The sequence below is a fragment of the Sporolactobacillus terrae genome, assembly GCF_019930545.1.
Taxonomy (GTDB): domain Bacteria; phylum Bacillota; class Bacilli; order Bacillales; family Sporolactobacillaceae; genus Sporolactobacillus; species Sporolactobacillus terrae.
The window spans coordinates 1584842-1610974 of sequence record NZ_CP082837.1; the positions used below are offsets into that span (position 1 = coordinate 1584842).

Below are 26133 nucleotides of genomic sequence, written 5' to 3' on the forward strand. Positions count from 1 at the left end.
AGCATATTTAAGAAGCAATAAAAAACAGAATGTGTGAAGTCGCTGCTCTTTTCCTGATGTGTTTCACCCTTTCCTAGAAAAAAAGAAGACGGCTTGTCATGCTTGACCATCTCCTTCGCATATACTCCTCATAGACCGCGTGCAAATAAGAAGTTGCATGCACGTATCCTTTTTTCCCCACTACTGAGATTCATTAATTTGCACGTAAAGGCAGGTCCGATCATGACACGACAATCATTCTTAAAAGGATCCTTTATACTAATGACAGCTGGACTCGTCACCCGTATTCTCGGCATGATTAACGGGATGGTTCTAGCCCGTGTGATCGGCGATGAAGGCGTCGGACTCTTCATGATGGCATTTCCTGCCATGCTGCTTGTGGTGACGCTAACCGAATTGGGGCTCCCTGTTGCCATATCCAAATTAGTCGCTGAAGCACAAGCCTTCGGCAATTACCGAAAGATCAAACTGGTGCTTGGTTGGTCGCTTGCGATTGTCGGTGTCATCAGCGTCGTCCTCACAGCAATGATGCTGCTGTTGATCCCAATCACCGCCAAATTTCTGTTCGCCGATACGCGGGTTGTCTATCCGCTGCTCGCAATCACACCGGTCATTCCAATTGTCGCCGTCAGCTCAGTGCTGCGTGGTTATTTTCAAGGAATACGCAACATGAAACCCTATGCCTACTCAGGGATTGTGGAACAGGTGGTGCGGATCTCGCTTGTTGCCACTCTAGCCAACCTTTTGATGCCTTATGGCGTTGCTTACGCGGCAGGAGGCGCAATGGTCGCCGGCTCCGCGGGTGAGTGTGCTTCACTGATGTACATGCTCTATGTATTTAAACATGGCGAAGGAATCAAGTTAAAGCGGCCAAAACAGAAAGCGCTGAAGGGCACCCGTGAAGTACTGCGCGATCTGCTTCGGATTGGCCTGCCAACTATGGGCAGCCGCTTAATTTCTTCGCTTGGCAATTTCCTTGAACCGATGATTGTCTCTCATGCCTTAGTCATTGCCGGCTATTCAATTGCACAGTCAACGCAATTGTACGGGCAGTTAACCGGATATGCGATGACATTGCTTCTGCTGCCTAGCTTCATTACGCATGCACTGCACGTCTCGCTGGTCCCGGCGGTCAGTGAGGCCTATGCGCGCCAGTCTTTTCGTATGATCCATTATCGGCTGAATCAAGCGCTGCGCATCGCAATGGTCACCGGCGGTTTATCTGTTGTCGTGACGTATTGTTTTGCTGAACCACTCATGACGATTATCTACAGCTCGCCGGAATCCGCGCAATTTCTTTATCTAATGTCGCCGTTCTTCATGATTTTTTATTTTCAAGCACCGATGCATGCTGTCCTTCAAGCACTTGATCTAGCTAAAGCTGCAATGTACAACACATTGACCGGAGCGGTTGTCAAAACCATCATGCTGTTTCTCCTGACTTGCCGACCTGAGTTCGGCATAAAAGGAACAGCGCTTGCGATCTGCACCAACGTCGTTCTTGTGACGGTTTTGCATGCTGCCGTGATGTTTAAAAAAATCGGATTTTCATTGATTATTCGCGATTATATTCGGACGTTTCTGCTGATCGCTTGTACTGCTTATGCAGCAAATATATTGACACATCATGCCCTGCTTGGCTGGTCACTTCTTCCAAGAACGGTCGCATTACTGGCCTTGATCAGCATCTTGTACCTCGTACTCGCTTCTTTTCTCGGACTCGTGCAAAAGGAGCAAGTGAGCCAGCTCCCGCTGATTGGCAAATGGTTTAGTTAAATTAAATTTAATGCAAGTATTTCTTTAAATCCATGTAGAAATTGCCCAATGAGTCCATGGTCAAGTAATTGACTTGATGAATATTGCGGTAGCCAAATTTGCGCAGTTCTTGTCTGAGCCAAAACTGCGTCTTTCCAATCTCTGTTAAATGATCGTGCCGTATTTTACCATTTTCAATCAGCGAGAGTCCAATTCTCGGCGGCCCATAGGAGCGAGGCTGTGGTTCTGCTTTTTTGATCGGATCAGAACCCTTAATAAAATGGGCGAGGTATGCAGGCCAGAATCGCATGTGCTCAATGAGCAGAAGGATGATAAATGGAACAAGCATCGGCAGCAGCGGATGATCTGGAAAGGCAACGGCAACAACAATAAGATTAGCTGCTGCAAAAATCAAAAGTTGCTGCAATGCGCTGAGTTCCGATATTTTTTTGGATAAGATATTGTGAAACCCTATAGCAATCATTAAACTCAGACAGACCATACGAATGACCGATGTACCCATGCCCATCCCCCTCTCGAATAAATTCAATCGATATATTTATTATGAGCAAAGGAACTGATTTCATGAATTGGATCGGTCATGAAAGCGAACTTGTCCGAATAAGATTTATTATCAGGAATTCGGAGGCCGCACGCGACTTGTCGGCCGGTGTGCGGTCCATCGGCCGACAAGATCTGCTTTTCCTGTAATCCTTATATTCGGAGGTGATCACTATGTCCAGAAATTGGCTGAGCGCCGTTACGTACGGCATGATCGCAGCGATTGTGATTGTCCTTGCTTCAGCATTTCTGCTCGCATCGCTGCTTCGCTTTACATCATTTGCTGAATCAAACGGGTCCATTCTTCCGATTGTGATTTCACTCGTTGCTCTGTTTGTCGGCGGGGTCATTGCCGGGGCAAAATCAAAAGAAAAAGGACTTTTGATCGGCACCTTCACCGGTCTAGCGTATTGTCTGTTCAATCTTTTTTTTCAATATCTCGGGCTGGATCAGACGCCTGGAGTCAATCAGTACTTGTTTCTGATCGCCAACATCGCCGCCTCGGCACTTGGCGGTGCGATTGGTGTCAACTTGTTTGCGTCGAAACACTGAAATGGCATACGTATGAAAAAAGCGGCCGTAATCCGGCCGCCTTTTTCCGTTCATTATTTCTTTTCCGTTTCAGTATCGTTTTCAGTCTTTTTATCTTTGCCTTCTTCAATCTTTTCCGGTTCCGGAGCATTTGCTTTTTTCAGTACCGCACGAATCGCGTTACGTTCAAAAGTCAGCTTACCTGCTCCGCAACGCAATGTAGCTGTTTGATCATCGAGTGAATCGATCGTTCCTTGAAGCCCGCCAATGGTTACGATCTTGTCCCCTCTTGAAAGAGAAGACTGCATTTGTCTGGCTTCTTTCGTTCTTTTTTGCTGCGGGCGAATTAACAGAAAATAGAAAATCGCCACGAACAATAACAAGAAAATGATTTGCATTGATTCAAATCGTCCCTTCTACACCTCAAAAGTTTTTTGCACCCGGTTTATTAAACCCGTACGACTCAAAGAATGACGCTTTAAGTTCAAGCAGTCGATCTTCTCTGATCGCAGATCGGACACGCTTCATTAATTTTATCAGAAAATAAAGGTTATGGTAAGTGGTTAAGCGAAATCCAAAGGTTTCATTCGCTTTTACAAGATGCCGGATATAGGCACGTGAGTAATTCCGGCATACTTTGCAATCGCATGATTCATCGATCGGACGAAAATCGTGAGCGAATTTCGCATTACGGATCACGAGCCGGCCATGCTCAGTCATACATGTTCCATTACGGGCAATGCGTGTTGGAAGCACACAATCAAACATATCGATACCGCGAATCACGCCGTCAATCAGCGAATCCGGAGAGCCAACGCCCATCAAATAGCGTGGCTTATCCGCAGGAAGCAGCGGCGTTGTATAGGTCAGCATTTCGTTCATCTTTTCCTTGGGTTCACCAACCGATAGTCCGCCGATCGCATAGCCGGGAAAATCAAGCGACGTAAGATCACGCGCCGACTGCATGCGCAATGCTTTGAACCCGCCGCCCTGAACAATTCCGAAAAGCGACTGACGGTCCGGATTGACATTGGCTTCGAGACAGCGTGCGGCCCAACGGCTTGTCCGTTCTACAGATGCTTTCATATAGTCAAACGATGAATCAAACGGCGGACACTCGTCGAAAGCCATCATGATATCAGAACCGAGTGCATTTTGAATTGCAATCGACTTTTCAGGAGACAAGAACAGCTTTTCCCCATTCAAATGATTGCGGAAATGAACACCTTCCTCTGAGATATCGCGCAGCTTGCTGAGACTGAACACTTGAAAGCCGCCGGAATCGGTTAAAATACCTTGATCCCAATTCATGAACGGATGGAGACCGCCCGCTTCCTGAACAATGTCTTCACCTGGTCTCAGCCAAAGATGATAGGTATTGCTCAAGATGACCCCGGCACCCATTTCTTTTAATTCTTCCGGACTCATCGTTTTCACCGTCGCCTGCGTGCCTACGGGCATGAACATCGGTGTATCGAAGGTCCCGTGTGGTGTGTGCAGCTTGCCAAGCCGCGCGCCTGTCTTTTTATCTGTTTTAATTAATTCATAAGTAACTGCAGGTTGACTCATTAATGGTTAATTCCTTCCTCAATAAACATAGCGTCGCCAAAACTAAAGAAACGATACCGTTCTTTTACCGCCTCGCGGTACGCCTTCAGGGTAAAATCACGTCCGGCAAACGCACTGACCAGCATAATCAACGTCGATTTTGGTAAATGAAAATTGGTAATCATCCCGTCAATGGCGCGATAGCGAAAGCCCGGATAGATAAAAATATCGGTCCAACCCGAACTTTCTCTGAGCTGACCATCGTATTTAGCCGCGATCGTTTCCAGTGTGCGAATCACAGTCGTTCCGCAGGCAATGATTCGCTTGCCTTGCATGCGGGCTTGGGTCAGCGTATCAGCAGCCGCAGCGGTCATTTGGTAAAATTCAGCGTGCATCGTGTGTTCTTCAATCTTGTCCACTTTAACCGGACGGAACGTGCCCAGACCGACATGCAGCGTGATAAAGACAACATGTACACCTTTTTTTTCAATGTCGGCCAACAATTCTTTTGTGAAATGCAAGCCTGCTGTCGGAGCGGCAGCAGAACCGCGGTGCTTTGCGTAGACGGTTTGATACATATCCGGATCATCAAGCTGTTCTTTGATGTAAGGAGGCAACGGCATCTTGCCCAGCTCATCAAGAACCTCATAAAAAATGCCCTGATAGTGGAATGTGATCATGCGCCGTCCTTCATCCAGTTCCTCAACGCATTCGCCGATGAGTTTGCCATCGCCAAATGAAACGCGCGCTCCCTTATGAACACGTTTCGCTGGTTTGGCCAAGCATTCCCAGCAGTCGTCTTCCTTTTGTTTTAGCAGCAGCAATTCAATTTTTGCGCCGGTCTCTTCTTTATGACCGATCAACCGTGCCGGTAATACTTTCGTGTCATTAAGCACGAGGCAGTCACCGGGATTCAGGTAATCGATGATTTCGCTGAATGTATGATGATGGTTAATCATGTCTTTATTTGGATTAAGCACCATTAAACGTGATGCGGCGCGATCCTTCAGCGGGGTCTGCGCAATTAATTCTTCAGGTAAATCATAATCAAAATCAGATAAATCCATACCAGCACTCTCTTTCATTTCCAGAATGCCGCACACGCAGTGGATAAAGTGCGTTCTGCTGCCGGCATTCTTACATTCTGTGAAATAAATTAATGAAGTACATAATTAAGGATAAGAGCAAACTAACAAGAATACAGGTAACAATTGGAAAGACGAAGGTGACATTTCCCTTTTTAAAAATGAGGTCTCCAGGCAGCCGCCCAATAAGCGGCCAGCAAAGGCCGATTAGAAAGATAATGGCGCCAGCAATCATGAGCACTTTCCCGAAATCACCCATTTATCACTCGTCCTCTCGTTTACAATGAAAATGCCGGTACGCTTGGTCGGTCACAATCCGTCCGCGCGGTGTGCGCTGAATAAATCCAATCTGCAGCAAGTACGGCTCTTGAACGTCTTCGATCGTATGCCGATCCTCGCCAATTGATGCGGCAAGAGTATCTAAACCGACCGGTCCGCCATTAAATTGGTTGATTATCCCCAGAATCAGTTGACGATCAACACGATCGAGTCCTGCTTCATCAACATGCAGTCGCGTAAGCCCATCTCGCGCCGTCTGCTGATCAATCATGCCATTGTTTTCAACTTGTGCAAAGTCGCGAATCCGTTTCAACAGGCGATTAGCAATTCTCGGCGTACCGCGCGAACGTCTGGCAATTTCAATGCAGGCATTCTCGGCAATTTCTGTTTTCAATACACCTGCCGTTCTGTTAATAATCATAGACAATTCTTCCGGTGTATAAAACTGCAGGCGGTGAATCACGCCAAAACGATCGCGAAGCGGCGGAGACAGATACCCGGCACGTGTCGTAGCCCCAACTAAGGTAAACGGCGGCAAGTTCAGCCGAACCGAATGCGCGGTTTCATCTTTTCCAATCATGATATCCATGCAAAAGTCTTCCATCGCCGGATACAGAATTTCTTCAACATGGCGCGGCAGCCGGTGAATTTCGTCAATAAAAAGAACATCGCCCGGTTCCAAGGATGAGAGCACCGCAGCTAGGTCGCCAGGTCGTTCCAGTGCCGGGCCGGAAGTGGTGCGAATTCCTGCACCCATCTCCGTTGCGATAATCATTGAAAGCGTCGTTTTTCCTAGCCCCGGGGGTCCATAGAGAAGAACATGATCAAGCGGTTCCTGCCGCGCTTTTGCAGCACGTATAAAGATTTTAAGATTCCGCTTCAGTTCTTCCTGACCGATATAATGATCTAAGTCGGAAGGACGAATGGATTGGTCCAGCCCTTGATCTTCAAGCAACGCATCACGCGAAAGCAGATGATCCTCTTCCAATTAGACGCCCTCCTTTTATAGCTTTGATAATCGTTTCAACGCTTCCTTGACATAATTTTCAGCACTAAGATTCTGTTGTTCAAGTTTAGGCACGATTTTTCGAATTTCTCGTTCCGAGTATCCGAGCGAAGACAGAACGTCCATCGCTTCGGCAAGTGCATTGTTTAACCGCTTTTCGGGTTCATCCAACAGTTCTGCAGCAGGACTTATTGCGAATTCCTGCAGTTTGCCTTTTAGGTCGAGGATGATTTGCCCTGCGGTTTTGCGGCCAATGCCAGGAAAACGGGTCAAATATTTTTCATTTTCCGCTTCAATCGCTTGAATCACTTCATCCGGATCACCGGAGGCAAGAATCGCTAGTGCGTTTTTCGGTCCAATTCCGGAAACAGAGAGCAGTCGGACAAACAGTTCCCGTTCTTCCCTCGTCTGAAATCCGTATAAAATATTCGCGTCTTCGCGTACATATTGATACAGATAAACCTTCGCTTCCTTTTTCAGCAAAGGCTGATAGGTAAATGGATTAGGACAAATAATTCGATAGCCGAACCCGCCCTGTTCAATAACGATCCCGCCTCCGGAAAGATAGGTTAAAATTCCCCTTATGTAATCAAACACGTAAGTAACTCCTCATCCGTTCATTTCTGCTCTGAAGTCAGTTCACTCATTCTATCATAGCATATGACACATTTTTGTCCCAATAAAAACAATGCAAGGCGTCCGAGCGATTACATGTCTCGCAGCGATTGATATGCCGCTTATTTCAGGAGAAGCAAATTCAAAATCATGAACTTCCTTATCTCGCAAAAGAAAGGAGCATCCGCGACGAATGCCCCTTTTCTCCACTTCTGCTGAATCAATCGTTTTCTTCAAGATTGGTATAAATATCCTGAACATCATCATTGTCTTCCAGCACTTCAATCAATGTTTTCATCTTTTCAAGATCATTGCCGGTCAATGCTGTTTTTGTTGTCGGGATCATGGCAACTTCCGCGCGGTCAACTTCATATCCTTTATCTTCACTCAATGTTTTGCGAACATCTTCAAAGACGTCAGGTGTTGTAATAATGATGAACCGGTCATCCTGCGTTTTCATGTCCTCTGCACCCGCATCGATTGCATCCATCATCACTGTATCTTCATCCAGTTCATCATTCTTCTCAATTTCAATGATGCCTTGTTTGTCGAACAGAAATCCGACACTGCCGCTTTCGCCTAGATTTCCGCCACTTTTTGTAAAGGCATGGCGAATATCCGAGGCAGAGCGGTTACGATTATCCGTCAGGACGTCGACCATTACAGCTACACCGCCTGGTCCGTACCCCTCATAAGTGATTTCTTCATAAGTCACACCATCAAGATCGCCGGTTGCTTTCTTGATTGCCCGGGAAATATTGTCATTTGGCATATTTGCAGCTTTCGCCTTTTCAATCGCGTGGCGAAGCCCGGAATTCATTGACGGATCGCCGCCACCATGGCGCGCTTCCAAGAAGATATCTTTGGATAACCTCATAAAAATTTTTCCGCGTGCTGCATCAACAGCATTTTTCTTATGCTGAATGTTATTCCATTTTGAATGTCCAGACATAATGGTTCTCCTCCCAAAAATTACGGCTGAACGCATCTTAGTCGAAAAAACATAAATGTCAAAAAAAGAACCGGCAATTGCCGTCCTCTGTTCTTGTTCGTCGTCGTTTTTTACCATTTATGTTCTTTTATCCTATACTTTCGCGTACTCCGTAAAATTCACTCCGTTCCCATTATAACCATTTTTTATTCTAAAAAAAAGAGCAAAGGGCTCTGCCTTTGCTCTTTTGCTGCTTTAGAGGCATTGATCAGCGACTGTTGTTTTCAAAAGGACGTTTCACTGCATTGGTCAGATCGTCAATAATGCCAACGATATCAGAACGTACTTCACGTGTTGCTTTTCCCGCATTAAAATCTGTTTCAGTTGCGGTTATGCGCTTCACATAACGATTATCCGTTGAAACGAGCACTTCACGATCACCGGCTAGTGGCTGAACCTGAAGACGGATCTGCTTTCTCAAGTTTGCAACGTTCTCATTTTTTTCCGGTACGGCACCAATTGCAACCGTATTGCCTGTGACGAGCACATGCGCTTGATCCACCCCATCAACTGAAGCGGCCCGATCAGAGATACGTTTTGCTAAACGCCTCTGATCGCCATAGTTCATCTGATTTGCACGCGGACCATTCGGATTGTTGAAATTTGTGTAATCAGGCGCTGTATTCGGATTGTTGTACCCCGTACGATAATTGACGTCTCGCGGTGCAACATTTGGATTGTTGTTTGCCGCATTATCTGCTTGGCACCCTGCCAAGAAAGCCCCAAGTGAGAGTACAGTCCCCAATTTAAGTACTGCTTTTTTCAATTTAACTCCTCCTTTCGCACTTATGATGTGTGAAGGAGGCAATTTTTACGCTAAGAATTTTTACCGATAAACTGACAAAAAATAGAAAATGAATTGAGAAGCAGCGATTCGCGTCTAAAACCGTCTTCACTCATTGCACGCATCTTTATTTTTTTGACTTTCCTTCTTGTTTTAACGGTTGATAGGTAGGTGCCTTAGGATTTGACAGTGCACTATAAGGAATCGGTTTCTGATGTGGTGGCTGATTGCCTGCATAGTACCCTGCTACCGGAGCATTTCCATAGTTTGAAACCGGTCCGCCGCAGTTACATGGCTTTTTCGAATTAACCGGAGTATAAGGATATGGTGGCATCCCATAGGAGCCGGTACCAACCGGTGAAAGCTTTCCCGTATAAGCAGGCGCCGTTTGTGATCCTTGCGTTTTTCCATATGCACCACCCTTTTGCGGAGACACAATTGAAGGGTGCTTGCCACCTTTAGAAGCTCCTGTATACGGCTGATCCAAAGGTACTGATTTTGTTCCAATTGGGTATTGCGGTTGTTTCCCTTTCCAAGGCTGCAATTTCGGATATGAACCGCCTTTTTTCTGCGGATAATTCTGATTTGCTCCAGTTTGGGTAGGATAATATGGATTTATACTTTGTTGTGCAGGGCTCACGGGACCTCCCATATTTGGATACGTTGGCCCTTGCGTCGACGGGCTAACCACATTCCCCATATTCGGATACGCTGGGCTCTGCGTCGACGGACTGACCGCATTCCCCATATTCGGATACGTTGGCCCTTGCGTCGACGGACTTACCACATTCCCCATATTCGGATACGCTGGGCTTTGCGTCGACGGACTTACCACATTCCCCATATTCGGATACGTTGGCCCTTGCGTTGCCGGACTGCCCGCATTCCCCATATTCGGATACGTTGGCCCTTGCGTCGACGGACTGACCACATTCCCCATATTCGGATACGTTGGCCCTTGCGTTGCCGGACTTACCACATTCCCCATATTCGGATACGTTGGCCCTTGCGTCGACGGACTTACCACATTCCCTACATTCGGGTAGGTTGGATAGGTTGACCCTCCATAAGCAGGACTAACCGCGCTACCTGCGTTCGGATCAGAAGGCCCCTCATTTGTTGGACTGCCCGACGACGGTTGTGGGGCAGAATAATTGGGATACATCCCTGTGTCTGTCGGACTCCATTCGTTATCTTCCGGGCTTTTGGGGTAGAGAATTTGCGGATATTCTGTATCCTCTGTTCCGGAAACATGGGCATTAGGAACTGCATTCGGCTGTTCCTTGATCTCTTGCACAGCCTGCGGCTGGGAAGGCGCTGGTTCAGGTATTTGCGGTGGTTCCGGTTCAGGCGCCTGCGGCTGAGGTTGAGGAGCAGACGCGTGCGTCACCTCGGATCGAGCGGAAATCTTTCGCTTGATCGGCTGTTTTCCAATTGCCACCTTTACCTTCTCCCCTTGTTGCAAGGAACCTTCGCTTAAATCTGTATTCATTTTCCTGAATTCGTCAATTGTCATGCCATGTTTTCTTGCGATTTCTTCCATGGTATCGCCTTTTTGGACAACATATAATTTCACGGTTCTCCATCCCTCCTGTGAAAGTCATTTTATATATATGGTGTTTCTGGGCATTTTGCCACTCTTTCCAATCAAAAGTTATCGGCCGATCACTCAAATCAATAGGAGCCAAGCCGTCACCCATACACAGAAGCATTGATTTGTCTTATACTTAAAAGAGCAGTCACACACAATCATTCAAATCAAACGATTGAATGGGTAAAAAATTGATGGGGTGCAAAACCATGAAAACGACAAGAGGAAAAAGAATATCCGGGGATGAGCGCAGAAAGTCGATTCTGAGTCTTTTGGCGCAAACACCAGATCCGCTTAAAGGCAATGAACTCGCCGAAAAAATGAAGGTAAGCAGACAAGTCATTGTTCAAGATATCTCGCTTCTCAAGGCTGAAGGGCAGCCGATTATAGCCACTTCGCAAGGCTATCTGTTGCTCCAAAAAAGCAAACAGGAGCAAATCACAAAGATCGTTGCATGCAAACATTCAATCAGCGAGACCGAAGACGAATTGAATCGAATTGTTGACTGCGGTGTGACGGTTCTGAACGTAACTGTGGAGCATCCATTATATGGCGAAATCACTCGCTCATTGATGGTGCGCAATCGTTCCGATGTGCAACACTTTGTCGAAAACTTACAAAAAACCGGTGCATCACTGCTCTCTTCCCTCACCGACGGCGTGCACGTTCATGAACTTGAAGCAAGTGACCTAGAAAAGATCAATCATGCAATACATGCGTTAAAAAAGGCAGGTTACCTCTTGTAACCTGCCTTTTTTAATCAGAGTATTCAAATTCAAAATCCATAATCCGAACGGTATCTCCTTCAGAGACGCCTTTTTCACGCAACGCATCATCCACACCCATACCGCGCAGCTGACGCGCAAAACGCCGAATAGCTTCATCGTGATTGAAGTTCGTCATTTTAAACAACAGTTCGACCTTTGGACCAGAAACATTGAAAACACCATCCGAATCCCGTGTAATCACAAACGGTGCTTCTTCTTTTTTAAAAGTGTACAATCCCTTGCCATCCTCTTGCTCCGGTTTTTCCATTGGAAATTCCGGTGTGGTCAAGATCAATTGATACACGGCTTGTGTTAATTCTTTTAATCCTGCTTTCGTCAGAGAAGAAATAGCGAATATCGGAACATCAGGACCAACTTTTTCCTTGAATGTTTTCAAATTTTCCTCAGCTTCCGGCATATCCATTTTCGAAGCAGCGATAACCTGTGGACGTTCTAAGAGACGCAGCTGATAACTTTTCAGCTCTTCATTGATTTTCTGATAATCTTCATAAGGATCCCGGCCTTCGCTTCCCGACATGTCAACCACATGAATAATGACCCGTGTACGTTCGATATGGCGCAAGAATTGATACCCCAAACCCGCACCACTGCTTGCACCTTCAATCAGTCCCGGAAGATCGGCAAGTACAAAGCTTCGCCCTTCATCAACAGCTACAACACCAAGGTTCGGCGCAAGCGTCGTAAAATGATACTCAGCAATTTTTGGTTTTGCTGAAGTCACGACAGAAAGAAGCGTTGATTTGCCAACACTTGGGAAACCAACAAGCCCCGCATCTGCTAAGAGCTTTAACTCCAGCTGTACTTCGCGTTCTTCACCCGGCTCGCCATTTTCAGAAATATACGGGGCCGGGTTTGCCGGTGTCGAAAAACGGGTATTGCCACGTCCGCCGCGTCCGCCTGCTGCGATCACTTGACGCTGCCCGTTCTCAGTCAAGTCAGCAAGCACTTTCCCCGTTTCCTTATCCTTAACAACCGTTCCCGGTGGAATTTGGACAACGAGCGGAGCCGCACTTTTGCCATGTTGATTCTTCGTTCGGCCGTTTTCTCCCTTTTTTCCCTTAAAATGGCGTTTGTAACGAAAGTCCATCAAGGTGCGCAACCCTTCATTAACCTCAAAGATCACGTCGGCCCCTTTGCCGCCGTCGCCGCCCGCCGGACCACCGTCAGGCACATACTTTTCGCGCCGAAAGGCAACCATGCCGTTGCCGCCATCGCCGCCTTTCACAAACACGTTTACTTGATCGACAAACACATTGTCCACCTCACTTCATTTTCATTGCTTCCATCGTTTATTATGTAGTGTTCAACCCATTGAAACGATTGATACACAATCTGATTGTTTACCTGTTGTTCCGCAGCATGAGGATCCGTAAGTATCCCTATAAAATAGACCGATATGCGTGTTTCAGGTTCCGTTGTATCAAAAATAATCTCTACCTTATTTTCTGACAAAGGCGACGCATGTTGTTCGATGATCGAAAAAAGTTCCTTGAACAAGAGCGCCAGTGAATGATCATAGGCAGATAAGTTCTTCTGCTTACCGTCAATATGAAAAGTAACATGAAAGTCCTGAGCAGTCCAGCTGTAGTGCATTAGAAAAACCGCACATTGCGGGATCTGCAAACGAGTCAGTCCCGTTTGATTATGAAGTTTCTCTGTGACCCGTTCAACAATTTCTTCCGCTTTTTCCGGCTGCTTTAGAAAAAGATAACCCTTAATCAACTGCAAATCATTCAATAGGCCATGCCGCGCGAAACTCAACAATTCCATCGCTTTTTGTTCATTAAACATTGCCGCACCTCCAATCGCACAAGACCAGTATAACAGATCCCTGTCGGGGAACGACAAGCGAAAGCGTCACTCAAATCATGAAAAAAAAAACCTTGCATCCCCACTGGCGATTGCGGCGTTTTTCGACTTAAGCAGCCAGGCCTTCGATGCCCTGTAGAGGCACACTCTAATTGAGCAAAAGTCGCTGCATGAAAAAAACTGGATAGGCTTAAACGACACTTCATCTGCTCGCTGGCACGCATCAACAAAGCGCAATCCCGCTGGCGCCAGAGTACTTCCGCTTTGATTCTTAGCCAAGCCTGTAAAAAAGCGGCAGATAAACCTTTTGCTTGCGCAAAAAGTCATCTGCCGCCTCAATACTTATTCATGCACAAAAAGCATTAAGCTTCTTTAGCCACTTCTACCGGGTAGACACTGACTCTTTTCTTGTTCTTACCGAACTTTTCGAACTTAACGACACCATTTGCCGTTGCAAACAATGTGTCGTCGCCACCGCGTCCAACGTTCGTTCCCGGATAGATCTTAGTCCCGCGCTGACGATACAGAATTGAGCCGCTTGTCACCGTTTGACCGTCTGCACGTTTTGCGCCTAGACGCTTTGCGATGGAGTCACGACCGTTTTTTGTACTACCAACACCTTTTTTCGATGAGAAAAATTGAAGATCTAATTTCAACATCTTTAAGGCACCTCCTTTAATCACTAATACGAATATATTGACCATACGACTGTTCAATCGTACGCATTGAGATAAGCATTGCTTCCAAGATCAACTGGGCTTTCTCCAAATCACTGCCAGCAGCGTAATCCGGGATCGCACATTCAAGATAACCACTATCTTTCTGCCGCACGTCCAACTGCAGATTTGCCAGCGATTCAACGGCGTTAACCGATCCGAACGCAACAGCAGAAACCGCTGCACACACAAGATCACTTCCGTAGGGACCGCTATCGGCATGACCGGTTAAATTAAAGGCAACAATCTGCCCATGAGGATCACGATGAATGGTTAGATTAACCACCGCAAGCCACCGTCACGCATTGATTTTTTCAATGACAACTTTTGTGAATGGCTGTCTGTGACCTTGTTTGCGACGGTAGTTCTTTCTTCTTTTGAACTTGAACACAACAATTTTCTTGTCGCGGCCTTGTTCAACAACCTTACCCGTTACCGTTGCACCTTCAACAGTCGGTGCGCCGACCTTTACAGATTCTCCGCCAACAAAAAGCACCTTATCAAACGTAACGGCATCGCCTGCTTCACCGGCAAGCTTTTCAATAACAATCGTTTTTCCTTCTTCTACCTTCAGCTGCTTGCCTCCGGTTTCAATAATTGCGTACATTCCGATGCACCTCCTTTAAGATTATGTTTGTGACAAATCGGTTTGTCCAAACATATCTGTCATCTCAGACTCGCCAGAGAAAGGCTGCCCAAATTGGCGGACATTATAACCTATTCTGAGCGGTTGGAGCGAGATGCTCCTAAGTCCTTTAACAACATAATAACATGTTGAATCTTAACATAGTCCATTGCTGTCTGTCAACGATGAGCTGCATTTTTCATCATGCTCATGACCTGATTCTGAATTCCCCAGCTCTGACGTTTTCTTGTCACTTCCACTAAGCCAACTCGAGTAAATCCATAGACCTGAACATGGTTTGGATCCGGTTTGGTTTCATGGATCAGCTGCTGCAAAAGGGCTTGCCGATCCGACTCGTGGTTCATCCGTAAAAAATCAATGATTATGATTCCACCAATCTGACGCAATCTCAATTGCCTTGCAATCTCCCTAGCTGCATTGCGATTAATTCGCCGAATCGCTTCATCACGATTCTTCTGAATCTTCATTGAGCCTGAATTCACATCAATTGTCGTCAACGCTTCCGTATAGTCGATGACAAGGGACGCCCCCGACTCCAGTGCTACTTTAGATGCAAAGGCATGCGTATATATAGACTCAATATTTAGTGAACGAAAGAGATTTGTTTCCGCAAGATGCCGTACCGACGCTCCTTCCGGAATTTCATTCTGGGCAATCAAAAAATTAGTAAGCACCGTACAATGCTCTGGAAAATGATGCTCATTAAACAGTTCGCCAAGAAAAGATAATTGGCGGCAGATCCGTTTCGGCTGCGTTGCCGAGGAAGCCGCTTTCTCAACGTTACGCCACTGATCCTTCAAATTAAGAAACTCTTGCCGAAGTGTTTGCAGCTGCTGCTTGGCTGCTGCTGTTCGCACAATCACGCCCTCGTTATCAACGCACCAAGCGGCAGCCGCCCGCTTCAATGAATCGCGCACTTGTTCGGGAAGGCGCTGTGATCCGGCAACATAGCCACTGTAGGGCAAATAAATAATCGTTTTCCCCTTCATCTGCACATGTTCTGTAAGTTCGGCTTCCTTTTGATTCCATGGCTCTTTATCAACCTGAACGAGGATAAACGCGCCTTTATCCTCCGGGCGATGCTTGACGCAGCGGTTGTGGGGAAGAAAGCCGCTCCTTCCCTCTCCGAGATCAACAAACCAACCGACTTGACTGAGGCGATCTTCAGAAATACGGCCAAGAAAGATATCCCCAATTCGCAGATCCGCTGCATCGTTTTGAAGATAAAAGGACACCACCCGCCCATTTTCGAAAACTGCCGCTCGAACGCCTTCCGAATGCTTTTCAAGCGCAATGCTTAAATCGAGTTGGACCATCGCAACCCCCACCCATAATTCGCTTAGGCTCATTATCCCAAATTGAATCGGGCGGTGCAACTTCGCACTTATAGGCATTCACGAATCGTGGCTGCTTCACAATCACCTTTAAAATAATCACGAACCAGTCCGATACCATCAAGTTCAGACTTCGGTTCGCCAATAATTCGTAAACGATGATCGGCATTTTTATAGTACATTGCAAAAACTTCAGTAAGCAACATTTCACCTGGAACCGACAGCTTCTTTAACCGTACGAATCTCTGCTTGCCGCTTGATAACGCAAGCAGAAAACGAATAAAGCGTAACGGGATCACGCGCCACTCTTTATAGATCGCAACGAGAATAAATGAAAAAATGATCCAGCTGTTGATTGAAAAGGGATAGAGCAGCAAGCTGATTACACCGAACAATCCTAAAGCAATTGCGGAGAAACAAAGCGCGCGGCGATAAGCCAGTTTATAGGGATAAACCATCTCCATCAAGACATGAGTCAGACGTCCTCCATCAAGCGGCCAGATCGGTAGCAGATTGAAGAGCAGCAGCGCATTATTTTGCATGAGAAAGAGATTGTGTTCGTTCATTCCCCAAAACGGAAAATTCAGCAGCGCATAAGAAAGCAGTGGCAGCCAAACGTTTTGCAGTGGTCCGGCAATCAGCACCAAACATTCCTGATAAAAAGGATGCGTCTCGCGCTCATCTATTTTTGCGACGCCACCAAAGGGCAGTAATTCGATTTCGAGCACATTCCATCCGAACAATCGAGCAGTCAATGCATGACCGAGTTCGTGAATCAGTACAATGACAAAGGCCATTACCGTTCCCCAAAGATGCCCGGTCAATGTTCCGGCAGCAATGACCAGCCAGAAAACAGGGTGAATCTTAATCTTAGGAAGCAGCTTAGTCAAAGGACATCACCTGTATCGGATCAATAAACTTTTCCCCCTTTTTTAGGGCGAAATAAAAGCTTCCTTTTTTATTGTTCGTACCGGAAGTAACGCCGATATTTTGACCTTTTTTCACCTCCTGATATACTTTTACATCCGCCGCATCGAGTTTTCCGTACCATGACTCATCATTATCTTTATGTTGAATGACGACCGTTTCGCCAATTGTCTTTTTCTTTCCGACAAATACAACCAGACCATCTTTTACTGCTTTAACGGTTGTATGTGCATGGGTTTCAACGGTGACTCCCTTCGTTGCCGATTTATACGGTGTCTTCACCTCGCCGGTCACCGGGTTAGCAAAAGATGATTTATCCGTTTGCGTTTGATGCTCACTTGATCCTTCATCGGCGCTTTTAGTGTCCTTGGGGATATTAGGAAGGAAACTGATTGGATCGCCTAAATAGTTCTCATACCACTGCGATACGGCAGCAAACTGGAATTCCTGAGTCATCGCTGTCTTTATGGAATGTTTTACCGCCGGGAGTTGACTGTCGTTTGTATTTACCCAATAGACTGCCCCGACAAGCAAAGCTGAGACCACACATTGCAGCATGAAGCGGCGAGTATGATTAACCGGCGGTTTTTGGGGCTCTTCCAGATCTGCCCAATAAGGCGCATTCATCATGCTGCTCCCTGATTTTTTGGGATGAAGGCTGTAATCCTTTGGCGACTCTCGCAGCATCGTTAGTTTTCTTTGTTTGCGCAATTGATGTCTTCGCTTATAATCCATAAAATCGCTCATGGGTTTGCTTCCTTTCCGCATGGATCCGTTTTATTCGTTCATTCAATTTCTTTCAGCATTTTGCCTATCGCATGATCTTGTCCATTGTGAACAAGCCTCTACAAAGACTGTATGCCCGGTCTTTATTAAATATGAGCAAAGAAAAAAGCGTCCGTGCGCAAAGAATTTCTTTACGCACGGACGCTTTAAAAGCTAACTCTCTCGATTATCTCATTCCAAGCAAGGCTTTAACCCGATGGAAAAAGCCTTGCTTTTCATCAAGATCCATAAGCGGAACGGTTTCTCCCAGAATCCGTCTTCCAATATTCCGATAAGCCATTGCAGCCTTTGATGAAGGATTGAGCGCGATTGGTTCCCCCTTATTTGACGAAGAGATCACGCCATCATCATCGATGACAATACCAATCAAGTCAATCGCCAATATGTTCATGATTTCATCGATCTCAAGCATTTCACCGCTTTTAAGCAGATGCTGCCGTATGCGATTGATAATTAACCGCGGCGGTGAAACTTGTTTTTCTTGTTCCAGCAAACCGATAATTCGATCAGCATCGCGAACGGAAGAAATTTCAGGTGTCGTCACGACAATCGCATGATCCGCCCCTGCAACCGCATTCTTAAAGCCGCGTTCGATGCCAGCCGGACAATCAATAATAATGTAATCGAAATCGGCTTTTAACGTATCAATGATTTTCTTCATCTGATCGGGTTGGATCGAGTCCTTATCGGTTGTTTGGGCTGCCGGCAACAAGCTGAGGCACTCAAAACGCTTGTCCTTCACTAATGCCTGATTAAGCTTGCACCGGCCTTGTGCAACGTCAACCAAATCATAGATGATTCGGTTTTCAAGTCCCATAACAACATCCAGATTGCGCAGGCCGATGTCCGTATCCACAAGACAGACTTTTTTCCCTTGCAGGGCAAGAACAGTACCGACATTTGCGGAGGTTGTTGTTTTTCCAACCCCGCCTTTTCCAGATGTCACAACGATTGCTTCTCCCATCGCTACACACCCCTTTTCTATCAATCTTACATCTTATTAAACGTAAATGGTAGATTTCCTTTTTTTATTGTGGCTTGTATGTGGTCAATCACGATTTTTCCAATATGATCGTCCAAATACGCACATTCGAACCTATGTCGTTCTGTCAACACTTCGGCTGTGTTGCGCTCATTGCGGCTAATGGTTTCCCCAATTTTGAGCTGTGTCGGCGCCATAATCGATGCGACAATTACCGCGTTGTTTCCATCTTCGCCTTGCCCTGCTGAAGCGACTCCGCGCAGAGACCCAAGAACGTATATGTTTCCTGAGGCAGACACAACGCCTCCCGGATTGACATCTCCGATTAAGAGAAGATTTCCTTGAACAGAGAGCACTTGGCCTGAACGTACAATTCGAACCATCGTGACTATTTTCTCCTGCTCTTTGATCTGGTCCAGTTCTGCATAAGTCAGCACATTCGAATGAATGGCTTCCACTTTTAAATGATCATAAGAGTGGATGATCTGTTTAAGCTGATCCCGCTGATCTGTGCTGATATAACGATTACCCACTTCAATTTTCACAGAAATGACCGGACCGTTTTGATCTAGATTCGTACTCGCTGCCAATTTTTCCTTAAGTTCGATTAACAAATCGCGATAAGCGCAAGCTTCATTCATGACAAGAACAAGACCATCTTTGCGCCCTTTTATTGTCACAAGTGACTGAGTGGCTGGCATCGGGATTTTCACCTCGATATGTTGATATTCAATATTAATAGAATAAATTCCTTCTTAAAACATACAGTTCCCTACAAAAGTTTGGATAACGGCAACTGGACTAAATCATTTTTTAATCCAGTCAGACATTTTCACTAAATCTCGGCGAAATGGATAATAGATCAGCAGAGTAAAGAGTGCGTTGAGCGCAAGCGTTGCAGGCACACGTGCTTGAAAGAAAACGCTGAGATTCTGATCCGTTAAACCGATCATCAAGTAAATGACATACACCTGAAATTCCATAACGACAACGCCGACAGCAACAAGGAGAAGGGTCATCACTAGGTTTAAATTCACCCATCGGGAAATCATAGAAATCAAATAAACGGTGAGCGTTAAGCTGAACGCATAGACACCGAGCACCGATGAATAGACGATGTCGGTCATAAAACCAAAGACGAGGGCATACCTCATCCCCCAACTGAGCGATCCGAAAAACGCGATCATCAGGATGGCGACAAAAACAAACTCCGGAACCCATTGTACATTGTCCCATGCATGGAACAGAGAGATAAGCGGGATAACGGTCCCTTGAATGATGAATAGAAAGAAGAGAAGAAAAAAAATTTTACTTTGCTTCATTCTCATTCCCCCTCATCACTTGCAACCGATGCTTTGCGCTCCAGGACCAGAACATAGCTTAGATCGTTAAGATTTGCAGCCGGCTTCACTTGAGCGGCCTTCGTCAACCCATATTGATCGGTTGTTACTTTGATGACCGTACCAATGACGAGTCCTTCAGGGTATTTGCCGCTTAAGCCTGATGTTGTCACCACTTGGCCTTTTTGCACTTTAGCTTTGATCGGGATTTTGCGAAAATACAAAAGATCCTTGTTCTGATCATAGCCTTCAATCATGCCCGGAATCGGGTCGCCCTTTTTCGGTTGAATAACGGCTGAAATTTGATTTATGTTCTGATCGTCCGAGATCAGCGATACCTTGCTGGTGAAATTGCTCGCCTTCGTGATGCTGCCGATCAGCCGTTTTCCGGAAGTAATGACCGGCATTCCGTCCTTAATCCCGTTGACTCGACCTTTATCAATCGTCAACAGTTGATTAAATTGATCAACCGTTCTGCCGATCATCATTGCCGAATACTTTCGAAAATCAGATAGTTTCGGGTCATTTTTTAAACCAAGCTGCGCTCTTAATGTCTTGTTCTGCGCAGAGAGGGTTCGGTTTTCCTGTTCAACACTGGCATAGTTTTCCAGATTTTCTTTTAGCCGCTTATTTTCTTTATAAGCATTTTCAATATCGTTCACATTCTGAAAGAAACCCGCTGCATAGCGAGCGGGTACATTGATCACATATTGAAAACCGCCGACAACATCCTGAACAAATTGTTCCGCCCAATTCGCACGTGTCCCCTGCTTTAGGGAATAGCTGATCAGTGCGATCAAGACAATGAGGCTGGTCAATAAGATGATTAATTTTTTGTTTGAAAAAAATGAAGGCATACAGACACCTGCTTAGCTGTTCACACGTTTTAGCGCTGAATGATTATTTGTTTGCTAATGAGATTGAGTTCGCCTTGGAGCGAATTAACGGCAAGTTTTCAAGCGAACGTCCTGTACCGATTGCAACACAATCAAGCGGGTTTTCTGCAACAATTACCGGCATCTTTGTCTCATCACTCAGAACATGATCCAAGTTATTCAGCAATGCTCCGCCTCCGGTAAGAACAATTCCGCGATCCATAATATCGGCAGCAAGTTCAGGCGGGGTCTTCTCAAGTGTCACTTTGACCGCTTCGATAATTTGATTGACCGAATCGCGCAATGCTTCGGCGATCTCTCTTCCAGATACTTCAATGGTCTTCGGGAGACCGGTTAGCAAGTCGCGGCCGCGTACTTCCATTTTACTTTTTTCTATTTCTTCGGAATCGCCTGCAGATCCGATTTCAAGCTTCAAGGCTTCAGCGGAGCGTTCCCCGATCATGAGGTTATAGGTTTTCTTCACATACTGAATGATCGCTTCGTCCATATCATCACCGGCGATACGAATGGATTGGCTGGTCACGATCCCGCCAAGTGATATGATGGCAACTTCCGTTGTACCTCCGCCAATATCTACCACCATGCTTCCGGTTGGTTCCCAAACCGGCAAATCGGCACCAACTGCTGCTGCAAAGGGCTCTTCAATCGTATATGCTTCACGCGCACCCGCTTGTTTTGTCGCATCCTCTACGGCCCGTTTTTCAACGGCTGTAATTCCCGATGGGACACAAACCATCACATTTGGCTTGCGTGAAAAAACGGAGCGTTGTTTCTGTGCTTGATTAATAAAATATTTCATCATTGTCGCGGTTGTCTCGAAATCGGCAATCACACCATTTTTCATCGGACGAACTGCAACAATATTTCCCGGTGTGCGGCCGATCATGTTCTTTGCCGGCGTTCCGACTGCTTCAATCACACCATTGTCTGTGTGTAAGGCGACGACCGATGGTTCTCTGACGACAACACCTTTCCCCTTAACGTACACTAACGTGTTCGCCGTCCCAAGGTCAATACCCATATCTTTAGAAAATCCGCCAAACATCTATGTAATCTCCCTTCGATTGCAAAAACTCATGCATTTAATTATATCTTAATTGATCTTGAATTTATAGGGGGGCTAGAAATGAAATGTTTGGAATCATGCGCTTTTCATTTTACATTAGCCCCTTCTGTTTCAAACTAACAAATCGCCGGTCCCCAATGACGATATGATCCAGGACGTCCACACCAAGCATTTTTCCGCAAGAGGCTAAGCGTCTGGTTACATCAATGTCCTCCTTGCTGGGCGTTGGGTCGCCGCTTGGATGATTGTGAAAGCAGATGATCGAAGCAGCCGAGTGCCGTACTGCTTCTTTGAACACTTCACGTGGGTGAACGATAGAGGCGTTGAGACTACCAACAAAAATGGTGCACTTATGCAGCACTTGGTTCTTGGTATTCAAGAATAATGCCACAAAGTGCTCCTGTTTTAATGTGCGCATTTCCTCCATCACATAGTCGGCGCCATCTTCGGGAGAACGAATCGCGTACCTAGCATCGTGAGCCTTTCGACTCATACGCCGACCAATTTCAAAAACGGCTAATAAAAGAACCGCCTTTGCTGCGCCAATCCCTTTAACTTGCTTCAATTCTTCGATGCTCGCTTCCCGCAATTGTTCAAGATCGTTAAATTGACTGACCAATCGGCCGGCAAGCTGCATTACAGACTGATTTCTTGTCCCTGACTGCAGGAGGATGGCAAGCAGCTCTTGATTTGACAAAACAGGAGCGCCTTCGCGAATCAACCGTTCTCGAGGACGATCACCATTTGGTACATCTTTCATCATTATATTCTTCACCATAAACCATTCCCCCATTCTGCACGTTGAAGATCCCTTAAGCCAAGCATAGCGTGTTTCAGGATTTTCTGCAGAATGAAAAATGACAAAAATGGTCTATTTTCTAGGACAGTCGCCCATTATTTTCGACGCGAATCATCCGTTTATGTCACAAAAACGCAAAAATAAGCAATAATAATCTTTTTGTAATCGTTCTGTTACGCGCGCAACATCGATGCCTCGTAGAAGCCTTTGATTACGGGCCTAGAACGGCCTGATTAAAGCCATACCGCTCATCACAGTATCAGCAAAGCCGCCTCTTATCTGTTGTACTTCAATACGTTGTGCGCTTTGTTCTCTGCAGGCGCCACACATTCTTAATGAAACATCCGGTTTCTTTAAGAATGGATCAACGCGTTATAATGTGCGATCGACTCAAGCAGGCACTTGTGAAATGCAGCCGCCTGTTGTGTGGACGAATCTGTGGTCAATTGGGCTGCTGCTGCACGCGTTTGTTTAAGATCATCCATCACTTGTTTAGTAGCACGATCTGATTTTAAGCCTGATACGGATTTATAGAGCTTGTCCACGGTTTGCAGTACATTCTGGCCAGAAGCTGCGATTCGGTTAGGCTGCGCCGATAAGGCGAGATATTGCTGAATCATTTTCTTTACCGCATGTGCCGTCTTCGCTTTATTTTGATCTTTTGCTGCTGCAGCAGACGCTTGCAGCGTCATTTTCTTTTTAAACACATCCATGCCGTTCCCTTCAAACGCTTTAATCATTTGGTCCGCTTCTTTTTCGTTTTGTGCTGCGCCAACAAAAATGGCGTTGCCTCCCGTGACAGGCATCACAACTGCAGGTGCGTTCAGCTGAGATGCAATCTGCTTCGCCTTAGCCGGCGAGCCAAACAATCCCGCCTGAATGAGATAGAGTGATAAATTTAAATCGCTACTGGCAATCGTCGAGGTGCCGGTCTGCTGATTGGATTGCGCGCCGCTCGCCCATGTGTTCTTCTCTTTTGGCGCTTGTTCGTTTAGCACCATTAAAAGAGACATGCCAATCACCAATCCGACGACAAGCGCTGCCGCTGCCGGTAAGCCGATGAAACGGATCATACGCAGTTTCGTCATCGGTTTCTTGTGCGCCGATTGCCATTTGTTTTTTGCTGGTGGCTGCTTTTTTTCCGTAAAAGCATTTGAATCGGTACTTATTTTTTTGGGTTGCTGCTGAAGTTCATCGTTCTCATCGGAGAAAGCACCGATCCAGTCCAGCGACTTATCCTGATCTGCGGCTGTTTCTTTTCTTGTCCACTCTTCCAAGGCATGTTTTTCTCCATTAAACGATACCGTCACTTGGGGCGTTTTATTATTCCTAGCGGTCACAGGTATCCCCCTTTGTCCAAACAAAGCTCTGCTTCCGACTAGCTTAGCACAGCGGACATAAAAAAGAACGAGACATTTGTCGTCTCATCCGCAAAAAATTTCTCTCTTTTTCTCGACTATTTTCAGCACAGCATCGATTGGTCAAAAGTAGCGAGCGACTCGATTCTTTCCTTGCTGCTTTGCTCCTTTATACATTGCGTGATCCGCGTTATAGATCAATTCAGACGGATCCGTGCCGTCTACAGGCGCCGTTGCCGTGCCAAGGCTGATCGTCACATGAATTTTGTCGTAGCGGTTGTCTTCTTCATTGAAAATCATGAAGGGTTCCGTTGCAACCGCGCGGCGAATCAATTCAGCAATTGAAAAGCATTGGCCAGAATCGATTTCAGGAAGCAGTACGGTAAACTCTTCACCGCCGTACCGTACAGCAATTCCACGTTCTCCAATCGTTTTCCGCAATCGATTCGCAACACCAATTAAGATCGCATTGCCGTTTTGATGCCCGAACCGATCATTAATTCGTTTAAAGTTATCAATATCAATCATAACAATTGAAAAAACCTCTAGCGAAGGATCATGAACCATTTGATGGATCATTTTCATCATGTAGCGATAATTAAACAAATCAGTCAGCGGGCAATGCTCGCTTTCCTTTTTTCGAATTTCAAAATTCTTCGCATTCTCAAGCCCTATTGCAAGAAAATCGGCAACAATTTCAATTCCGATTTTATTTGCTTTTGTAAAGGCTCTGTTGATATGTGAAGCGATTGTCAAAACACCGATGACTTGTCCACGATGCATCATCGGCACCGACAAATAAGATCGCGCTTGTCCTTTTGACACCGCGTCGAGAAACGGATACTTTGCACACACCTCTCCACTTTCAGTGACCGTTTTCGCTTCTCGATATACATTCATACTGATATCGGCTTCTTGCTGAAAGGGCACAAAGTCACTTTCCTGATTTTTGCGATAGAGACGGACAAGCTTTGGGTGCTCCGGTTCCGTGTACAGGACAACATAAAGATAATCCGCTGTTGTCATCATCGCGGGCATTTGAGCAAACAAGTGGTCAAATACACGGTTCACGGACAATTCTTCCGTGAGCTGCTGACCAAGATGATTCACGTTTTGAAGAAAATGGACTAATTCCTGGCTGTTGTTGATTTGTCTCATAATAACTGACAACGTGACCATTGGAATCGCAATCATCATCATACCTTCCCATCCCCTGGTTGTATACATGAGATAGAAGGCTATACCAAGCGGCAACATTAAAGCCGTAATCACCAGTTCCCAAGCAGAATCACGGTCGAATAGTTTCAGAACAACTTGCTGATTGAGCAGCCCGCGTCGAATGACAAGTAAAAGAAGGCTGTTGGATAGATAGGCAGCAATATAGAAGGCTATAATCGGCCATAAATGCAACGCCAAAACATTGCGGGCTCCCGTCACTGCTTGGCCGCCTAGTGCGTAATAAGCACATCCGGAAGAAATGGAAACGAACAAAAACATGGTCAAGTTGACCGGTATCCGATAAAAATCCGACTTCCCGACCCGCTGAAAAAGCAAATAGGTGATAATGCACAGTTGCGTCAATAATGTTTCAATGAATAGTCCGAATATTAGAAAGGTAGCTAGTCCGATTCCCTGAAGGACAATAATATCGGTCCCTTTAACTTTAAAACTGAAAATTGCGGTGAGAATAAAGACAATGCTTATAGTGAATAAGGAAGAAAAAGTGATGTTTCTTGGTGGATCAAGGACGTAGATTAGCGGAAGAAGCCCTGCCATCGACATGAGCCAAAAAATGATCACTGCCCTTTGCTTCAGTAATGTCAATCGCACTTCCCCCTTTTTATCCTGTGCGATTACAATCCAATTTTTACAATTATCTATTTTCCTATTACAATTTGACTAATTGTAATTGTAGCAAAATAAAAAGAAGTTGAAAAGGC

The 26133-nt window shown here is 45.8% G+C and carries 29 protein-coding genes and 1 other annotated feature; of the genes, 3 read left to right on the top strand and 26 right to left on the bottom strand.

Features of this window, described 5'->3' with window-relative positions; translation table 11 throughout:
- Window positions 1–222 precede the first annotated feature (222 nt).
- A complete protein-coding gene (spoVB, locus tag K7399_RS07555; RefSeq protein WP_128166820.1) occupies window positions 223–1776 on the top strand; it encodes a stage V sporulation protein B in 1554 nt (517 codons plus the stop codon).
- Between the two features lie 7 nt (window positions 1777–1783).
- On the opposite strand, the gene K7399_RS07560 is transcribed toward spoVB, so the two are convergent.
- Window positions 1784–2278, bottom strand: a complete 495-nt coding sequence (locus K7399_RS07560) for a YetF domain-containing protein (RefSeq protein ID WP_028976703.1) — start codon at window positions 2276–2278, stop codon at window positions 1784–1786.
- Between the two features lie 212 nt (window positions 2279–2490).
- Here K7399_RS07560 and K7399_RS07565 point away from each other — a divergent pair, with 212 nt between their 5' ends.
- Entirely contained in the window at window positions 2491–2868 is a 378-nt protein-coding gene (locus tag K7399_RS07565) for a TIGR04086 family membrane protein (RefSeq protein ID WP_028976702.1), read from the top strand.
- 53 nt (window positions 2869–2921) lie between these two features.
- Here the strand turns inward: K7399_RS07565 and yajC are convergent, their stop codons facing one another.
- From yajC to K7399_RS07610, 9 genes are all read right to left on the bottom strand, one after another.
- On the bottom strand, window positions 2922–3245 hold the full coding sequence (gene yajC / locus K7399_RS07570) for a preprotein translocase subunit YajC (RefSeq protein WP_028976701.1): 324 nt from the start codon (window positions 3243–3245) through the stop codon (window positions 2922–2924).
- Window positions 3246–3270: 25 nt separating this feature from the next.
- Window positions 3271–4416: a tRNA guanosine(34) transglycosylase Tgt gene (gene tgt / locus K7399_RS07575; protein WP_128166822.1), complete on the bottom strand. Its 1146-nt coding sequence runs from the start codon at window positions 4414–4416 to the stop codon at window positions 3271–3273.
- Window positions 4416–5462: a tRNA preQ1(34) S-adenosylmethionine ribosyltransferase-isomerase QueA gene (gene queA / locus K7399_RS07580; RefSeq protein ID WP_028976699.1), complete on the bottom strand. Its 1047-nt coding sequence runs from the start codon at window positions 5460–5462 to the stop codon at window positions 4416–4418. Before queA ends, tgt begins: the two co-directional genes overlap by 1 nt.
- Window positions 5463–5532: 70 nt before the next feature.
- Window positions 5533–5739, bottom strand: coding sequence for a DUF2905 domain-containing protein (locus K7399_RS07585; RefSeq protein ID WP_028976698.1), 207 nt, complete (start codon window positions 5737–5739; stop codon window positions 5533–5535).
- Between the two features lie 3 nt (window positions 5740–5742).
- Window positions 5743–6747 (bottom strand): Holliday junction branch migration DNA helicase RuvB, encoded by a 1005-nt coding sequence (ruvB, locus tag K7399_RS07590; RefSeq protein ID WP_028976697.1) that lies wholly within the window; start codon window positions 6745–6747, stop codon window positions 5743–5745.
- Window positions 6748–6762: 15 nt separating this feature from the next.
- A complete protein-coding gene (ruvA, locus tag K7399_RS07595) occupies window positions 6763–7362 on the bottom strand; it encodes a Holliday junction branch migration protein RuvA (RefSeq protein ID WP_028976696.1) in 600 nt (199 codons plus the stop codon).
- 238 nt (window positions 7363–7600) lie between these two features.
- Complete coding sequence (locus K7399_RS07600; protein WP_128166824.1) at window positions 7601–8332, bottom strand: YebC/PmpR family DNA-binding transcriptional regulator; 732 nt, start codon at window positions 8330–8332, stop codon at window positions 7601–7603.
- A 247-nt stretch (window positions 8333–8579) separates the two neighbouring features.
- A complete protein-coding gene (locus tag K7399_RS07605) occupies window positions 8580–9137 on the bottom strand; it encodes a YhcN/YlaJ family sporulation lipoprotein (protein ID WP_028976694.1) in 558 nt (185 codons plus the stop codon).
- Window positions 9138–9282: 145 nt separating this feature from the next.
- Window positions 9283–10731 carry a LysM peptidoglycan-binding domain-containing protein gene (locus K7399_RS07610; protein ID WP_128166826.1) on the bottom strand — a complete coding sequence of 483 codons (1449 nt, stop codon included), beginning with the start codon at window positions 10729–10731 and terminating at the stop codon, window positions 9283–9285.
- Between the two features lie 224 nt (window positions 10732–10955).
- On the opposite strand from K7399_RS07610, the gene K7399_RS07615 reads away from it, so the two are divergent.
- Window positions 10956–11492 (top strand): transcription repressor NadR, encoded by a 537-nt coding sequence (locus K7399_RS07615; RefSeq protein ID WP_028976692.1) that lies wholly within the window; start codon window positions 10956–10958, stop codon window positions 11490–11492.
- A 10-nt stretch (window positions 11493–11502) separates the two neighbouring features.
- On the opposite strand, the gene obgE is transcribed toward K7399_RS07615, so the two are convergent.
- The 16 genes from obgE to K7399_RS07695 form a co-directional block, all read right to left on the bottom strand.
- Window positions 11503–12786, bottom strand: coding sequence for a GTPase ObgE (gene obgE, locus K7399_RS07620; protein ID WP_128166828.1), 1284 nt, complete (start codon window positions 12784–12786; stop codon window positions 11503–11505).
- Window positions 12768–13325 (bottom strand): Spo0B C-terminal domain-containing protein, encoded by a 558-nt coding sequence (locus K7399_RS07625; protein ID WP_037563244.1) that lies wholly within the window; start codon window positions 13323–13325, stop codon window positions 12768–12770. The genes obgE and K7399_RS07625 overlap by 19 nt, the downstream gene beginning before the upstream one ends.
- 380 nt (window positions 13326–13705) lie before the next feature.
- The gene (rpmA, locus tag K7399_RS07630; RefSeq protein WP_028976689.1) at window positions 13706–14002 is read right to left on the bottom strand and encodes a 50S ribosomal protein L27; all 297 of its coding nucleotides are present in this window, start codon (window positions 14000–14002) and stop codon (window positions 13706–13708) included.
- 16 nt (window positions 14003–14018) lie between these two features.
- Complete coding sequence (locus tag K7399_RS07635; protein WP_128166830.1) at window positions 14019–14345, bottom strand: ribosomal-processing cysteine protease Prp; 327 nt, start codon at window positions 14343–14345, stop codon at window positions 14019–14021.
- A gap of 12 nt (window positions 14346–14357) precedes the next feature.
- Window positions 14358–14666: a 50S ribosomal protein L21 gene (gene rplU, locus K7399_RS07640; RefSeq protein WP_028976687.1), complete on the bottom strand. Its 309-nt coding sequence runs from the start codon at window positions 14664–14666 to the stop codon at window positions 14358–14360.
- Between the two features lie 56 nt (window positions 14667–14722).
- Window positions 14723–14801 (bottom strand) — a sequence feature (ribosomal protein L21 leader region).
- Window positions 14802–14863: 62 nt separating this feature from the next.
- Window positions 14864–16021 carry a ribonuclease E/G gene (locus tag K7399_RS07645; protein ID WP_164875491.1) on the bottom strand — a complete coding sequence of 386 codons (1158 nt, stop codon included), beginning with the start codon at window positions 16019–16021 and terminating at the stop codon, window positions 14864–14866.
- 68 nt (window positions 16022–16089) lie between these two features.
- A complete protein-coding gene (locus K7399_RS07650; RefSeq protein WP_128166834.1) occupies window positions 16090–16929 on the bottom strand; it encodes a M50 family metallopeptidase in 840 nt (279 codons plus the stop codon).
- Entirely contained in the window at window positions 16922–17713 is a 792-nt protein-coding gene (locus tag K7399_RS07655) for a M23 family metallopeptidase (protein WP_128166836.1), read from the bottom strand. Before K7399_RS07655 ends, K7399_RS07650 begins: the two co-directional genes overlap by 8 nt.
- A 205-nt stretch (window positions 17714–17918) precedes the next feature.
- A complete protein-coding gene (gene minD, locus K7399_RS07660) occupies window positions 17919–18716 on the bottom strand; it encodes a septum site-determining protein MinD (protein ID WP_010026357.1) in 798 nt (265 codons plus the stop codon).
- 26 nt (window positions 18717–18742) lie between these two features.
- Entirely contained in the window at window positions 18743–19435 is a 693-nt protein-coding gene (locus K7399_RS07665; RefSeq protein ID WP_028976684.1) for a septum site-determining protein MinC, read from the bottom strand.
- A 105-nt stretch (window positions 19436–19540) separates the two neighbouring features.
- A complete protein-coding gene (gene mreD, locus K7399_RS07670) occupies window positions 19541–20056 on the bottom strand; it encodes a rod shape-determining protein MreD (protein WP_028976683.1) in 516 nt (171 codons plus the stop codon).
- 2 nt (window positions 20057–20058) lie between these two features.
- Window positions 20059–20931: a rod shape-determining protein MreC gene (gene mreC / locus K7399_RS07675; RefSeq protein ID WP_128166838.1), complete on the bottom strand. Its 873-nt coding sequence runs from the start codon at window positions 20929–20931 to the stop codon at window positions 20059–20061.
- Between the two features lie 43 nt (window positions 20932–20974).
- On the bottom strand, window positions 20975–22015 hold the full coding sequence (locus K7399_RS07680; RefSeq protein ID WP_128166840.1) for a rod shape-determining protein: 1041 nt from the start codon (window positions 22013–22015) through the stop codon (window positions 20975–20977).
- Window positions 22016–22127: 112 nt separating this feature from the next.
- Window positions 22128–22814, bottom strand: a complete 687-nt coding sequence (gene radC, locus K7399_RS07685; RefSeq protein WP_037563241.1) for a RadC family protein — start codon at window positions 22812–22814, stop codon at window positions 22128–22130.
- A 374-nt stretch (window positions 22815–23188) separates the two neighbouring features.
- The gene (locus tag K7399_RS07690) at window positions 23189–24175 is read right to left on the bottom strand and encodes an SPOR domain-containing protein (protein ID WP_128166842.1); all 987 of its coding nucleotides are present in this window, start codon (window positions 24173–24175) and stop codon (window positions 23189–23191) included.
- Window positions 24176–24316: 141 nt separating this feature from the next.
- A complete protein-coding gene (locus K7399_RS07695) occupies window positions 24317–26017 on the bottom strand; it encodes a sensor domain-containing diguanylate cyclase (RefSeq protein WP_128166844.1) in 1701 nt (566 codons plus the stop codon).
- Window positions 26018–26133: the final 116 nt, after the last annotated feature.